A 14174-nucleotide genomic window follows, 5' to 3' on the forward strand; every position below is an offset into this window, starting at 1 on the left:
AAGACGCGTCAGGCGCGGCCCTTCAGACGAGGCCGAGGGCGTCGGACAGCGAGTCCACCACCGGGACGCCGACGCCCTCCAGGTCTGACCGCCTGGTCATGCCGCCGGCGTAGAGGATGGCGCGGGCGCCGACGTGCTGGGCCGCGTGGGCGTCGTCGACGCTGTCGCCGATGACGACCACCTTGGCCGGGTCGAGGTCGAGCGCCCGCAGGTGCTCCACCATGTGCTCCGCCTTCGCGCCGCCGGTCGCCGTGCGCAGCCCGTCGACCCGGCGGAAGTGGCCGGAGATGCCGAACTCGCCGACCTTGCCGAGCAGCCGGTCGTGCATCCACATCGACAGCAGTGACTGCGTGCGGCCCGCCTCGTCCCATGCGCGCAGGCTCGACAGCGCGCCCTCGGCGAGGCTGCAGGCCTCCATCAGCCGGTGGTAGTGATCGTGGAAGCCGACGTCGAGCTGCTCCCATTCGCCGTCCCGGAGGGGCCGGCCCAGCATGCGCTCGTAGGCCACCCAGATCGGGCGGGTGTAGACCTCACGGAAACCCTCGATGTCGTACGGGCCGATGCCGTACGGCTGGAAGATCTCGTTGGTCGCGGCGACGATGGCGTCGATGTCGTGAAAAAGGGTGCCGTTCCAGTCCCAAACGATGTGTGTCATATCCCCTCCAGCTTAAGCGTCCCCGGTGACGACGCCGTGAACACCACGGAGTCGTCAGGAGAGCAGGTCGGGGATCTCCTGGGTGGCGTACCACATGAGCTCGTGGTCCTCCGCGCCGTCCACGACGAACCGGGCGTCGTCGTCGCCCGCGTCCGCGGCGGGCAGCGCCGCCACGGCCGCCGCGACGTCGGCGACGGCGTCGGAGTCGTCGACGTGGACGGCGGCGATCCGGGACACGGCGATCGGCTCGTGCACCCGCACCCGGGCGCGCTCCGCCAGGTCGGCGCCCATCTTGACGGTCTCGTCCGGCACCTCGACGGCCACGACGACGCGGCGGTCATCGCCCGCCGTCCCGTCCGTTGTCCCGTCCGCGCGATCGGCGGCGAGCATCCGCAGGGAGGCGCGGGCGGCCTCCGTGAGCGCCACGTACTCCAGTTCCTCGGTGTCACCGGAGGCGTACCACTCGACCAGCGCGGGGGTCACCGCATAACCGGTCAGCGGGGCAGGCCCGAGCTCTCCCGCCGCGACCACACGGGCCAGCGCGGGAAGGGTGCTCGGCAGATACACGCGCATGGGTTCCTCGACTCAGAGACGTTCGGGTGTGGCCGGCCGGCCGGGCCCGCCCGGGGCCGGGGACGCCGGGAAAACCGGGACGCCCAGGACATCCGGAGAATCCGGGACGTCCGGGGAGGGCGACGCGCGGAGCGGCGTCCGGAACAGCCGCTCCAGCTCGGCGATCGTCGCCGCCGGCTCCAGATGGTGGACGCCCACCAGGCCCAGGGCGCGGGCCGCCACGATGTTGGCCTCGATGTCGTCGACGAACACGCACTGCCCCGGCTCCAGGGACAGCAGCCCGAGCGCGTGCCGGAAGATCCGTTCCTCGGGCTTGCGCATGCCGACCTCGCCGGAGATGACGACGGCGTCGAAGATCTCGTCCCAGTCGTCCCTGGGGTAGTCGTTGCCCCACGAATTGGACAGCAGGCAGGTGGACAGGCCGGCCGCGCGGGCCAGCCGCAGCATCGCGTTCATCTCGTCGAGCGGGCGGAAGCCGGCGAACATCCGGGCGAGCAGGCCGTCGGCCTCCGGCTGCCCGCCGTCCAGGGTGCGCAGCCGGGCGGCCACCCGGCGCTCGAACTCGGCGGCCGGCAACTCGCCTCGTTCGAGGGCGTGGACGGGGTTGTCCCCCGGCCCGAGGCCGCCCTCGTAGGCGTGCACGATCAGCGTGCTCATGACCTCCCGGTAGTGGTGGGGATCGATCCGATCCGCCTCGATCCACTCCGCGACCGACTCGGCGAGGCCCGTGGTGAGCACTCCGCCCCAGTCGATCAGCACGCCCCTCAGCATCGCGTTCTCCCGCACGTGCACAGAAAATACCCAATTCTCCAGCGTACGGCGGCCGGTGGGCGGCGCGTCACCGATCGCCGGGCGCGGTAGACACCCGCCTGGCGACCTTCAGGTGCTCGGCCGACCGCAGGGCGCCCGGATCGGTCCTGATGGGACCGGCCATGCCGCGCTTCTGCTTCAGCCGGAGGATCCGCGTGACGGACTGGTCGAGCCGCTCCTCGGAGATCCGGCCCGACTTCACCGCCTTGAGCACGGCGCCGTACGCGGTGTCGAGGTTGGGCGGCATCAGCAGCAGATCGGCCCCGGCGAGGACGGCCCGCACCGCCACCTCGGCGTCGCCGTACTTCTTCCGCACGCCCGCCATGTCGAGCGCGTCGGTGGTGATCACTCCGTCGAAGCCGAGCTCGTCGCGGAGCAGGCCGGTAAGGATGCGGTGCGACAGCGTGGCCGGGTCTCCCGACGGGTCGAGCTTCGGCATGACGACGTGGGCCGACATGACGGCGTCCACGCCGTGCGCGATGGCCGCCCGGAACGGCGGCGCGTCCACCTTCCGCCAGGTGGACATGGAGTGATTGATGACGGGCAGCCCGGTGTGGCTGTCGACCGTCGTGTCCCCGTGCCCGGGGAAGTGCTTGGCGACGGACGCGACGCCGGCCTTGTGGAACCCGTCGACCGCCGCTCCCACCATGCTCGCCACCCTCTTCGGGTCGGCGCCGTACGCGCGGGGACCGATGACGGGGTTGCGCGGGTTGATGTTCACGTCGGCGACGGGAGCGAAGTCGAGGCCGATGCCGAGATCCTTCAGCTCCTCCCCCGTCACCCGGGCCGCGTCGCGCGCGTTGGCGGGGTCGCCGGTCGCCCCGATCGCCATGGATCCGGGAAGCTTCGTGATGATGGGCGCGAGCCGGGAGACGACGCCGTTCTCCTGGTCGACGCCGATGAGCAGCGGAGTGCCGGACGCCTCGCGCAGCCCGGTGGTCAGGTCGGCGACCTGCCGGGCGCCGGACACGTTGCCGGCCCAGGGGAACAGGATGACGCCGCCGGGCCGATACTTCCGCACCGCCTCCGCGGGGGTCGCCACGCCGTAACGCGCCCGGTTCTCCTTGTGGACGGAGTCGGCGCGGGAGCCGAACACGACCATCACGAAGAGCTGGCCGACCTTCTCCTCCAGGCTCATCCCCGCGAGGGCGGCCGCGGGATCCCAGCCGGAGCCGGTGTCCGCGGAGGTGCCGGACGCCGGGCTGGGCGTGAGACTCACGGCCGGGCTCCGCACCGGGCTCCCCGCCGGGGTCGGCTGGGGGGCCTGCGATGAGGGGCGCACGGCTTGGCCCAAACTCACCGGGCCGCCGGAACAGCCCGCCAGCACGCCCGTCGCGCATCCCGTCATGAGGAGGATCAGTAGCCCGATGGCGCCCCGTCGCAGTTGTGACACGCCCTTCACCGTAACGGCGTCGCGGACCCGGTCGTGCGGAAACGCGCACGACCGGGCCCCGGAACGCCCCTTGTGTGACGGGTCTTACATGGCGGCACCTACAGCGCCAGCGCCGCGAGGCCGGGGAGCTCCGCGCGGGCCGCGTCCCTGGCCCCGGCCGCGGAGACCGCCGACCGGGCGGCGCGGGCGGCCGCCGCGCACTGCTCCAGGGTGTGCCGCCCGAGCGCCGCGCGCACCCAGGGCAGCGCGGGCGCGCCCATGGACAGCGAGGTGACGCCGAGGCCGACGAGCACGCAGGCGAGCGCCGGGTCGGCCGCCGCCTCGCCGCACACGCCGCAGCCCTTGCCCTGCGGCGACGCCGACGCCGCCGCCGACGCGGCGAGCACGACCAGGTCGAGCACCGCGGGGTGCCACGGGTTCTGCAGGCCAGCGACCGCGCTGACCTGCCGGTCGGCGGCGAGGGCGTACTGCGTCAGGTCGTTGGTGCCGATGGAGAAGAACTCGACCGCTCCGGCGAGATCGGCGGCCCGCAGCGCGGCGGACGGCACCTCGATCATGATGCCGGGCCTGCGCAGCCCGGCCTCGCGGCAGGCGGCGGCGAACCACTCGGCCTCCGCCGCGGTGGCGACCATCGGGGCCATCACCTCGACCTCGGCCGTCGTGCCCTCGGCGGCCGCGGCGAGCGCGGCCAGTTGGGTCGCCATGATGCCGGGGTGGCGGCGGAACATGCGCACGCCACGTTCGCCGAGCGCCGGATTGGGTTCCTCCTCCGACGGCGGCAGGAAGGCGAGCGGCTTGTCGGCGCCAGCGTCGAGCGTGCGGACCACGACCCGGCCGCCGGGGAACGCCTCGAAGACCGGCCGGTAGGCGGCCTCCTGCTCCTCGGCCGTCGGCGCGGTGTCGCGGTCGAGGAAGAGGAACTCGGTGCGGTAGAGGCCCACGCCCTCCGCGCCGTACGCGAGCGCCGCCTCCAGGTCGCGCGGCCCGCCGATGTTGGCGAGCAGCGGGACCGGATGACCGTCGGCGGTCGCGCCGGGACCCGTGGCCGCGGACAGCACGGCCCTGCGCGCCTCCTCCGCCGCCCGCGCCCGGCCGACCTCCTCGGCGGACGGCGACGGCCGGACCTCGCCGGACCCCCCGTCGACCAGCACGGGCGTGCCGGGCGGGAGGGTCGTCGCGCCCGCGCAGCCGACCACCGCGGGCACGCCCATCGAACGGGCGAGGATCGCGGTGTGGCTGGTGGGGCCGCCCTGCTCGGTCACGAAGGCCGCGACGACGTCCTTCGACAGCAGCGCGGTGTCGGCGGGCGCCAGGTCCCTGGCGACCAGGACGAACGGCTCGTCGGCGTGGTCGGGCACCCCCGGCATCGGCAGCCCGGTGAGCACGGCGACCGTCCGGTCGCGGATGTCGTCGAGGTCGGCGGCCCGCTCACCCAGATAACCGCCCGCCGCGACGAGCAGTTCGCGGTATCCGCCGAACGCCTCGAACACGGCTCGCGCGGCGGACACGCCCTGGCCGATCAGCCGGCTCACCTCGTCGGCCAGGCCGGGGTCGCGGGCCATCATGGCCTGCGCGAAGAGGACCTCCTCGGCCTCCCCGCCGGCCCGCGCACCACGCGCCTCCAGGTCGGCGGCGACCCGCTCGAGAGCGTCCTTGGCGCGGGCGCGCTCGGCGGCCGCGTCGCCGTCGTGCCGCCCGCGCCTGTCGGGCTCGGGGATGCCGCCGACGACGACGTACACCGGGCCGTAGCCGGTGCCGGGGCTGACCCCGGTGCCGCTGAGGACCCGCGGCCCGGCCGTGTCGCCGGGGCTCGTGCTGCCGGACCTCGTGTCACCGGGTTCAGTGCTGCCGGACCCTGTGCCGCCCACGGGCTCCCGCCCGTCCCGCGCCGCCACCGTGATCAGGGCGCCGAGGCGATCTCGGCGAGCCGGTCGAGGAGCTCGTCCGCGCCCTCGCCCTCGGCCTCGATGACGATGGACTCGTTCTGCCGCACGTCAAGTGCGAGCACCGACAGGATGCTCTTGGCGTTCACGGGCTTGCCGCCCGCCTTGGCGACGGTGACGTCGAACGCCGCCTTGGCCGCGGTCTGCACGAACGTGGCCGCCGGCCGGGCGTGCAAACCCACCTCCGACGTCACGGTGACCTTCCGCTCCCCCACGGTTCCTCCTCTGTTGTCCGAAGCTGTGGTCGAAGCCTGTCCGGAAGCGCCGCTCCGGTTCTCGGCGGGGCGCTCCTTCTTCCGGTGCTCTCTTCATAGGGCGTCCGCCCCGGATCTTGTTCCCCGGGGGTCCGTTCGCCGGTCTAGACCAGTCTCAGGTCCGTCAGTGGCCAGTCAACACCAGACAGATCGGGCACTACCAGATCCGCATGGGAGAGTTCCGTCTCATCGTGGGTCGTCGCGACCGCCACACACGTCATGCCGGCCGCCTTGGCCGCGGCGATACCCGCGAGCGAGTCTTCGAACACCACACAGGTGACCGGGTCGACCCCGAGCCGGTCGGCCGCCGCGAGATAGCCCGAGGGGTCGGGCTTGCCCACCACGACGTCCTCCGCCGACACGATGGTCCGTACCAGCTCGGCCACCTGGAGGGCGGCCAGCCGTTCCAGCGCCCAGGCCCGGTGGGCCGAGGTGACCAGGCCGAGCGGAGAGCCGCTGCCGGCGATCCGGCGCACCAGCTCGGCCGCGCCGGGCACCGGCTCGATGCCGGGCAGGCCGGGGAGTTCGTCGTACGAGAACACCTCCGCGAGCAGCGCCGTGACGTCGCCGTCGGGCATGATCTCGGGCAGCACGTCCCGGCCGCGGCGGCCCATGAAGCGCCGCACCAGCGTCTCGTCGGGTTCGAAGCCGTGGTTTTCGAGCAGCAGCCGCCACATGGCGAGGCTGCGCCGCTCGGTGTTGACCAGGGTGCCGTCCAGGTCGAAGAGCGCGGTCCGCATCACGACCCTCGTCACGACCACTGGAAGAGCGGGTCGCCGACGTCGACGCCGCCCTCGGCGACGGCCGTGACCGCGCCGGCGGCGGCGTCCAGGGCCACGACCGGGCAGACCGGCGAGCGCCCGCCGGCCTCGACGGCCGCGGGGTCCCAGGCCACGACGGGACGGCCCGCCTCGACCCGGTCGCCCTCGGCCGCGAGCAGCGTGAAGCCCTCACCCTTGAGCTGCACGGTGTCGATGCCGAGGTGCACCAGCACGCCCCTGCCGTCGTCGCCGACGACCACGAACGCGTGCGGGTGCAGCTTGACGATCGTGCCGTCGATGGGGGCGACGGCCTCACCGGGCTCCCGCCGGGGGTCGATCGCCGTCCCGGGGCCCACCATGAGCTGGGAGAACACCGGATCCGGCACGGCCGTCAGGCCCACGGCCGTCCCGGCGACCGGGGCGAGAACAGTCGTCAATGAAGCGCCCTTCCCTGAGTTGCCCGGCTCGCCGTACGGCCGGTCTGGCCTGCCCGGAGGAGAGGCCGGTCAGCCGATGATGTCCTCGATGTCGCTGGCGATGGTGTCGGCCTCGGGGCCCACCACGACCTGCACGACCTTGCCCGCGGCCATGACGCCGTGCGCGCCCGCGGCCTTCAGCGCGGCCTGGTCGACCTTGGACGGGTCGTGCACCTCGGTCCGCAGCCGCGTGATGCACGGCTCGATCTCGATGATGTTGTCCGCACCACCGAGCCCGGCGATGATCGCCTCGGCGTCTGCAGCCATGGGTCCTCCATTTCAGTCGGTCTGAGTGACCTTGTTCAGACCACGGGGGGCATCCGGGTCGATACCGAGCCTGCGCGCGAGCGCCTCGGTGAGCAACTGCCCGGGGACGATGAGTCCCATCGGGGCCACCCATTCGGGCAGGTCGGGGCCGTTCAGGGCGGCGGTCGACGCGCCGGCCAGCTCGGCGCCGCCGCCGACGCCGAACGCGGACGCGCCCGCCTCGGTCACCCGGCGGGCCAGCGCCACCGTGCCCGCGAGCGTCGGCCCCTCGCCGGCCGCCACCAGGATGGCCGGGGTGTCGGCGTCGACCACCGCGATGGGGCCGTGCAGGAGGTCGGCGTACGACAGGCCCATGGCGTGCAGGTAGCACGCCTCCTTGAGCTTCAGCGCGAGCTCGAGCGCGGTCGAGAACGCCATGCCGCGCCCGGAGACGACGACGCCCGGCTTGTCGGCGAGGCCCTCGACGACGGCGTCCAGGTCGCCCGGGTCGGCGATGAGCCGCTCGACCGCGTCGGGCACCCGCCGCAGGTCGTCGGCGTCGACGTCGGCCCCGAGGCCCAGGGCGAGCACCGCGAGGGCGGCGAGCTGGGTGGTGTAGGTCTTGGTCGCCGGGACGGCCTTCTCCTCCCCGGCGAGGGTGCACAGGGCGAGGTCGGCGGCCTGGGCGAGCGGCGACCCCTCCCCGCCGTTGGTGACGGCGACGGTCCTCGCGCCGCAGTCGCGGGCCCACTGGAGGGTCTCGACGATCTCCTCCGTACGGCCGGACTGGGACAGCCCGACAGCGAGGACGCCCCGCAGGTCGAGCCTGCGGCGGTACGTCGTCGCGATCGAGGGGGCGGCCATCGACGCCATCCGACCGGCCCGCGCCTCGATCAGGTAGCGGCCATAGACGGCGGCGTTGTCGGACGTGCCGCGGGCGATGAACAGCAACTGGCGAGTGTCGCCGGCCACTGCGGCGACCTCCGCGGTCCTCGGCAGCAGGGCATCGAGGGTGGCCCGCAGGGCGGCGGGCTGCTCGGCGATCTCACCGCGCATCCTGGTGGTCATTGCGATGATCTTCCTTGCTTTGGCGAGATTTGTCCGTTATCGATCCGACGCCGGCCCGTTCATTGACACACATTTCCCGGCTGTGGTCTAGTCCGGACTAGACCAGTACGAACCATAACTTATTTGAATGATCGGAAGCGAGAGGGGAGGGACGTTGGCCCAGATCGACCCGGACAGCCCGGTGCCGAAATACTTCCAGCTCCGGGAGATCCTGCTCGACCTGATCGAGGGCGACGAGTTGCCCATCGGTGCGGCCATCCCCTCGGAACGGGAGCTCAGCCAGCGCTTCGATCTGTCGCGCATGACCGTGCGGCAGGCCGTCGACCACCTGGTGTCGGAGGGCCGGCTGCACCGGGTCCCCGGCAAGGGCACGTTCGTGGCCCGGCCGAAGATCGAGCTGGCACTCCAGCTCACCTCCTTCACCGAAGACATGCGGGCGCGCGGCATGGAGCCGGGCTCCCGCGACCTGGACCGGCGGACCGTCCGGGCCAGCGCCCATCTCGCACGCCAGCTCGGCATCCAGCCGGGAGACGCCGTGCACTTCATCGAGCGACTGCGTACGGCGGACGGGGAACCGCTGAGCATCGAGCGCGCCCACATCCCGGTCGTGCTCGCGCCCGACCTCGATGCCTTCGACCTGACCGGCCGCTCCCTGTACACCCTGCTCGAGTCCCGCTACGGGCTCGTGCTCGACGGCGGGGAGCTCACCATCGACGGCGGCGTGGCCGATCCGAGCGACGCCGACCTGCTCAAACTACCCCGGGGCGGGGCCGTGCTGCTGCTCCAGCGACGGGCCTTCGCCGGCGGGGTGTGTGCTGAATTCGGGGTGTCCACCTACCGCGCCGACCGCTACCAGCTGCGGACTCTTCTGGAGAACCCGACCCGCCGCGGGTAGCGACCTTCTGCCGTACTCCCCCCTCCCCCACTCCTGGAGGAACACCGATGTCTTCCACGTCCGCCGACGCGGGCCTTCCCGCCGCACCCGCGAAGCAGTCAGCGGTGATGGCCGTGCTGTCCCGCATCGGCCGTTCGCTCATGCTCCCGATCGCGGCGCTGCCCGCCGCGGCCCTCCTGCTGCGTCTCGGGCAGGACGACCTGCTCGGCCGCACCGACAACGCGGCGCTCGACAAGATCGCCCAGGTGATCGGCGGGGCGGGCGGCGCGCTGTTCGACGCGCTGCCGATCCTCTTCGCGGTGGGCGTGGCGGTCGGGTTCGCACGGCGCGCGGACGGCTCCACCGCCCTCGCCGCCGTGGTCGGCTACCTGGTCTGGGACCGGGTCACCCACCTGATGTTCTTCGACGCCTCGGCCGACTCTGCCGTGCACAAGAAGGTGGTCCAGTCCATCGTCGGAGCCGACGGCAAGCCGTCGGAGGCGCTCAACCTGGCGTCGGCCAACCCGACCGGAGTGCTCGGCGGCATCCTCATGGGCCTCGTCGCGGCCATCCTGTGGCAGCGGTTCTACCGCACGAAACTCCCCGCGTACCTCGCCTTCTTCGGCGGCCGCCGCTTCGTGCCGATCCTCACCTCGCTGGCCGGTCTCGTGCTCGGTGTGATCTTCGGTCTCGTCTGGCAGCCCATCGGCGAGGGCCTGAGCAGCTTCGGCGACTGGCTCGCGAGCAACGCCGCGCTCGGCGCCGGCATCTACGGCGTCGTCAACCGGGCGCTGATCCCGCTGGGCCTGCACCACTTCGTCAACTCGATCGTGTGGTTCACCGTGCCGGACTGCACCGTCGGCGCCGTGCACGCCGCGGGCGACCTGAACTGCTACTTCGCCGGCCAGGACGGCGCGGGCGCGTTCATGGCGGGCTTCTTCCCGGTCATGATGTTCGGCCTGCCGGCCGCCGCCATCGCGATGTGGCGGGCCGCCCCGGCGCACCGCCGCGCGGCCGTCGGCGGCATCATGATCTCCTCTGCGCTGATCTCGTTCTTCACCGGCATCACCGAGCCCATCGAGTTCGCCTTCATCTTCGTGGCCCCGGTGCTCTTCGCCGTGCACGCGCTGCTCACCGGCGTCTCGATGGCGCTGGTCGCCGCTCTCGACGGACGGCTCGGCTTCGGCTTCTCCGCCGGCGCCATCGACGCGGGGCTGAACGCGTCCAAGGACAACACGCACAACTTCTGGCTGATCATGCTGATCGGCGTGGTCTACTTCGTCCTCTATTACGTGGTCTTCAGCTTCCTCATCAAGAAGCTGAACATCATGACCCCCGGCCGCGAACCGGAGCCGGACGTCGATTCCGGCGAGACCGCCGATACGGCCCGAGCTCGCGCCTGATCCCGCGATAAACCGAAAAACGGCGACCGAAAAGGGGTGCCCCGGACCACCGGGCATCCCTTTTTCGGTCGCCGTCAATGTCGTTCTCATCGGGTGCGAAACGCGAGCCGCGGATGACAACGGCCACTCCAACCTCGGGGAATCTCACCCCGGAAATCCCGGCAAAAGGGCCGGTCAATCGGCAAAGTTGGCGGCCCGGGTATCTGTTCCGCTGACCGGAACCTCTATTGGGCATCAGGTCCGATCACCCCAACGGAGGCCCGATGCCCACGCCGTTCTCCCTGCCCAGGCTCGCGTCCGTCCCTCCGGCGGAACCACCGCACGAATCGCCCGCGGGCCCGCCGGGTGACCTGCCCCGCACGGACGGCTCGCTCGCGCTGGCCCCCGGCTCCCGCCCCGCCGCCGGGCGGACCGAGCCGTACGCGGTTCCCGACGCGGTGCCCTACGCGGTGCCGGGGGCGGCGCCGCGCGGCGCTCCGGGCGCCGTCCCGGACGAGCGGCGGCTGCGGTGGCTCGGTCAGGCCCTGGCCGAGATCCTCGCCGGCCGGCGCCCGCCGGAGACCGTCCACGACCGGCTCACCGTGCGCGCCTACCGCGACCTGGTGCGCGCCGGGAAGATGATCGACGCGGAGCGGCCGCCGCTGGTCGGCGTGCCACACGTGCAGCGCCCCCGCCCCGGAGCGGTCGAGATGTGCCTGCTGGTCCACTGCGGGCCGCGGAGCCGGGTGCTCGCCGTACGTCTGGAGCGGTACGGCGTGCGGTGGCTGGTCACCGACTTCGAGACCGCGTGAGCGCGCCGGGGCGGCGGGTACGGCGAGGCCCCCGCCGGAACGGGTCCGACGGGGGCCTCGGCCGATCGGGACGGCTACGCCTCGGCGTTCCTGGGGTCGCCGTGGCAGCGCTTGAACTTCTTGCCCGAGCCGCAGGGGCAGGGCGCGTTGCGCTCGACGTCGCCGTACGCGGCGCGCTGCTCCGGCGTCGACCGCACCCGGCTCACCTCGACGTCGCCGCTCTCGCCGGGCGCCGTGTAGACCATCTCGGTCGGCCGGGACGGCTGCCGCAGCGCCCGCGCGATGATCGAGCCGGTCTCCGCGACGGCCGAGTCGACCTCGGCGTTCTCCTCGACGATCGGGTTGGCCTGCACCTCGACCTCGAGGTTGAACAGGTAGCCGACCGACTCCTCCTTGATGCCGTCGAGCATCGCGGCGAACATGTCGTAGCCCTCGCGCTGATACTCGATCAGCGGGTCCTTCTGGGCATAGGCACGCATGCCGATGCCCTCCTGGAGGTAGTCCATCTCGTAGAGGTGCTCGCGCCACTTGCGGTCGAGGACCGACAGGATGACCCGGCGCTCCAGCTCGCGGGTCGCCTCGGAGCCGAGCTCCTCCTCCCGGCGGGCGTACGCCGCCAGGGCGTCCTCCCTGACCTTCGCCGTGAGGATCTCGGCGGTCAGGTCCTCCCGGTCGCCGCCGACCTCCTGGACGAGCTGCTCGACCGTCAGCGAGATCGGGTAGAGCTGGCCGAACGCCTGCCACAGCTTGTCGAGGTCCCACTCCTCGGCGAAGCCCTCGGCCGTGGCCGCCTTCACGTAGTCGTCGACGACCTCCGTGACGAAGGCCTCCACCTGCTCGTGCAGGTCGGCGCCCTCCAGGACCCGCCGCCGCTCCGCGTAGATGACCGTGCGCTGCCGGTTCATCACCTCGTCGTACTTGAGGACGTTCTTGCGGATCTCGAAGTTCTGCTGCTCGACCTGGTGCTGGGCCGACGCGATCGCCTTGGACACCATGCCCGACTCGATCGGCACGTCGTCCGGGATGTTGAGGCGGGTCATGATCATCTCGACCCGCGCGGCGTTGAACAGCCGCATCAGGTCGTCCTCAAGGGAGAGGTAGAACCGCGACTCACCCGGGTCGCCCTGGCGGCCGGAACGACCGCGGAGCTGGTTGTCGATGCGGCGGGACTCGTGCCGCTCGGTGCCGAGGACGTAGAGCCCGCCCGATTCGACGACCTCCACGTGCTCGGCCTTCACGGCCTCCTTGGCCTTCTCCAGCGCCTCGGGCCACGCCTTCTCGTACTCCTCCGGAGTCTCGGAGGGCGACAGGCCACGCTGCTGGAGCTCCAGGTCGGCGCGGAACTCGGGGTTCCCGCCGAGCATGATGTCGGTGCCGCGGCCGGCCATGTTGGTCGCCACGGTGACGGCGCCCCGGCGGCCCGCCTCGGCCACGATCGCCGCCTCACGCGCGTGGTTCTTCGCGTTCAGCACCTCGTGGGGCACGCCCTGGCGCTTGAGCATCCGCGACAGCTTCTCGGACTTCTCCACGCTGGTGGTGCCGACCAGGACCGGCTGGCCCTTCTCGTACCGCTCCTTGATGTCGTCGACGCAGGCCTGGAACTTGGCGTCCTCGGTCTTGTAGACCACGTCGGCCTGGTCCTGGCGGACCATCGGGCGGTTGGTGGGGATGGGCACGACGCCGAGCTTGTAGGTCTGGTGGAACTCGTTGGCCTCGGTGGCCGCCGTACCGGTCATGCCGGCGAGCTTCTCGTAGAGGCGGAAGTAGTTCTGCAGCGTGATCGTGGCGAGAGTCTGGTTCTCGTCCTTGATCTTCACGCCTTCCTTGGCCTCGATGGCCTGGTGCATGCCCTCGTTGTAGCGGCGGCCGTGCAGGACACGCCCGGTGAACTCGTCGACGATCAGGACCTCACCGTCGACGACGATGTAGTCCTTGTCCTTCTTGAACAGTTCCTTGGCCTTGAGGGCGTTGTTCAGGAACTGCACCAGGTGGGTGTGCTCGGGCTTGTAGAGGTTGTCGATGCCGAGCCAGTCCTCGACCTTCTCGACCCCGGCCTCAAGGACGCCGACCGTGCGCTTCTTCTCGTCGACGACGTAGTCGCCGGTGCTCTCCTCGCCGTCCTTGCCCTCGGTGCCCTTGCGGAGCCGCGGGACGATCTTGGCGAACTCCTGGTACCACTTGCCGGACTGCTCGCCCGGGCCGGAGATGATCAGAGGCGTCCTGGCCTCGTCGATGAGGATCGAGTCGACCTCGTCGACGATGGCGAAGTTGTGGCCGCGCTGCACGCACTCCTCCATGGACCAGGCCATGTTGTCGCGCAGGTAGTCGAAGCCGAACTCGTTGTTCGTGCCGTACGTGATGTCGGCGTTGTACTGCTTGCGACGCTCCTCCGGCGGCATGTTCGCCAGGATCACACCGACTTCCAGGCCCAGGAAGCGGTGCACGCGGCCCATCGTCTCGGCGTCGCGCTTGGCCAGGTAGTCGTTGACCGTGACGACGTGAACGCCCTTGCCGGAGATGGCGTTCAGATAGGCCGGCAACGTACACGTAAGGGTCTTGCCCTCACCGGTGCGCATCTCCGAGATGTTGCCCATGTGCAGGTTGGCCCCGCCCATGAGCTGAACGTCGAAGTGACGCTGCCCGAGCACCCGGCGGGCGGCCTCGCGTACGGTCGCGAAGGCCTCCGGCATCAGGTCGTCGAGCGACTCGCCGTCGGCGTGACGCTGCCGGTACTCTGCGGTCAGCGCGCGCAGGTCGGCGTCGGACAGGCTCTTGAAGTCGTCTTCGATGCTGTTGACCTGCTCGGCGATGCGCTTGAGCTTCCGCAGAGTCTTGCCTTCGCCGGCGCGAAGGATCTTGTCGAGAATGGCTGGCACTTTGTGTAAAGCTCCTCGCAGGTCTACCTCGGCGGGTCGGCCGGGGTGTGA

The 14174-nt window shown here is 71.6% G+C and carries 14 protein-coding genes; 3 read left to right on the forward strand and 11 right to left on the reverse strand.

Annotation, left to right across the window (positions count from 1 at the left end; translation table 11 throughout):
- Positions 1-22 precede the first annotated feature (22 nt).
- The 10 genes from JOL79_RS19495 to JOL79_RS19540 form a co-directional block, all read right to left on the reverse strand.
- Positions 23-655: an HAD family hydrolase gene (locus JOL79_RS19495; RefSeq protein ID WP_210157276.1), complete on the reverse strand. Its 633-nt coding sequence runs from the start codon at positions 653-655 to the stop codon at positions 23-25.
- A 54-nt stretch (positions 656-709) separates the two neighbouring features.
- A complete protein-coding gene (locus tag JOL79_RS19500) occupies positions 710-1228 on the reverse strand; it encodes a DUF6912 family protein (RefSeq protein WP_210157277.1) in 519 nt (172 codons plus the stop codon).
- A gap of 12 nt (positions 1229-1240) precedes the next feature.
- On the reverse strand, positions 1241-2014 hold the full coding sequence (locus JOL79_RS19505) for an HAD family hydrolase (RefSeq protein ID WP_307848619.1): 774 nt from the start codon (positions 2012-2014) through the stop codon (positions 1241-1243).
- Positions 2015-2066: 52 nt separating this feature from the next.
- Positions 2067-3257 (reverse strand): beta-N-acetylhexosaminidase, encoded by a 1191-nt coding sequence (gene nagZ / locus JOL79_RS19510; RefSeq protein WP_307848620.1) that lies wholly within the window; start codon positions 3255-3257, stop codon positions 2067-2069.
- A 272-nt stretch (positions 3258-3529) separates the two neighbouring features.
- Positions 3530-5326 carry a phosphoenolpyruvate--protein phosphotransferase gene (gene ptsP, locus JOL79_RS19515; RefSeq protein WP_307848621.1) on the reverse strand — a complete coding sequence of 599 codons (1797 nt, stop codon included), beginning with the start codon at positions 5324-5326 and terminating at the stop codon, positions 3530-3532.
- A 5-nt stretch (positions 5327-5331) separates the two neighbouring features.
- Positions 5332-5589: an HPr family phosphocarrier protein gene (locus tag JOL79_RS19520; protein WP_210157278.1), complete on the reverse strand. Its 258-nt coding sequence runs from the start codon at positions 5587-5589 to the stop codon at positions 5332-5334.
- A 143-nt stretch (positions 5590-5732) separates the two neighbouring features.
- Positions 5733-6383, reverse strand: a complete 651-nt coding sequence (locus JOL79_RS19525) for an HAD family hydrolase (RefSeq protein ID WP_307848622.1) — start codon at positions 6381-6383, stop codon at positions 5733-5735.
- A complete protein-coding gene (locus JOL79_RS19530) occupies positions 6380-6826 on the reverse strand; it encodes a PTS sugar transporter subunit IIA (RefSeq protein ID WP_210157279.1) in 447 nt (148 codons plus the stop codon). Before JOL79_RS19530 ends, JOL79_RS19525 begins: the two co-directional genes overlap by 4 nt.
- 69 nt (positions 6827-6895) lie before the next feature.
- Positions 6896-7132 (reverse strand): PTS sugar transporter subunit IIB, encoded by a 237-nt coding sequence (locus tag JOL79_RS19535; protein WP_210157280.1) that lies wholly within the window; start codon positions 7130-7132, stop codon positions 6896-6898.
- 12 nt (positions 7133-7144) lie between these two features.
- Positions 7145-8179, reverse strand: a complete 1035-nt coding sequence (locus JOL79_RS19540; protein ID WP_210157281.1) for an SIS domain-containing protein — start codon at positions 8177-8179, stop codon at positions 7145-7147.
- A 127-nt stretch (positions 8180-8306) separates the two neighbouring features.
- On the opposite strand from JOL79_RS19540, the gene JOL79_RS19545 reads away from it, so the two are divergent.
- The 3 genes from JOL79_RS19545 to JOL79_RS19555 all read left to right on the forward strand — a co-directional run bounded on the left by JOL79_RS19545 (position 8307) and on the right by JOL79_RS19555 (position 11247).
- The gene (locus JOL79_RS19545) at positions 8307-9074 is read left to right on the forward strand and encodes a GntR family transcriptional regulator (protein WP_210157282.1); all 768 of its coding nucleotides are present in this window, start codon (positions 8307-8309) and stop codon (positions 9072-9074) included.
- A 47-nt stretch (positions 9075-9121) separates the two neighbouring features.
- Positions 9122-10456, forward strand: a complete 1335-nt coding sequence (locus tag JOL79_RS19550; RefSeq protein ID WP_210157283.1) for a PTS transporter subunit EIIC — start codon at positions 9122-9124, stop codon at positions 10454-10456.
- A gap of 263 nt (positions 10457-10719) precedes the next feature.
- Positions 10720-11247: an Rv3235 family protein gene (locus tag JOL79_RS19555; RefSeq protein ID WP_210157284.1), complete on the forward strand. Its 528-nt coding sequence runs from the start codon at positions 10720-10722 to the stop codon at positions 11245-11247.
- A gap of 74 nt (positions 11248-11321) precedes the next feature.
- Here JOL79_RS19555 and secA read toward each other — a convergent pair whose 3' ends face one another.
- Complete coding sequence (gene secA, locus JOL79_RS19560) at positions 11322-14123, reverse strand: preprotein translocase subunit SecA (protein WP_210157285.1); 2802 nt, start codon at positions 14121-14123, stop codon at positions 11322-11324.
- Between the last annotated feature and the right edge of the window lie 51 nt (positions 14124-14174).

It is taken from the genome of Microbispora oryzae (assembly GCF_017896165.1).
GTDB lineage: Bacteria > Actinomycetota > Actinomycetes > Streptosporangiales > Streptosporangiaceae > Microbispora > Microbispora oryzae.

Coding starts and splice junctions, on each gene's coding strand:
- JOL79_RS19540 (WP_210157281.1), bottom strand. CDS start 8,179: ATGACCACCAGGATGCGCGGTGAGATCGCCGAGCAGCCCGCCGCCCTG.
- JOL79_RS19535 (WP_210157280.1), bottom strand. CDS start 7,132: ATGGCTGCAGACGCCGAGGCGATCATCGCCGGGCTCGGTGGTGCGGAC.
- JOL79_RS19500 (WP_210157277.1), bottom strand. CDS start 1,228: ATGCGCGTGTATCTGCCGAGCACCCTTCCCGCGCTGGCCCGTGTGGTC.
- JOL79_RS19555 (WP_210157284.1), top strand. CDS start 10,720: ATGCCCACGCCGTTCTCCCTGCCCAGGCTCGCGTCCGTCCCTCCGGCG.
- JOL79_RS19545 (WP_210157282.1), top strand. CDS start 8,307: ATGATCGGAAGCGAGAGGGGAGGGACGTTGGCCCAGATCGACCCGGAC.
- JOL79_RS19550 (WP_210157283.1), top strand. CDS start 9,122: ATGTCTTCCACGTCCGCCGACGCGGGCCTTCCCGCCGCACCCGCGAAG.
- JOL79_RS19495 (WP_210157276.1), bottom strand. CDS start 655: ATGACACACATCGTTTGGGACTGGAACGGCACCCTTTTTCACGACATC.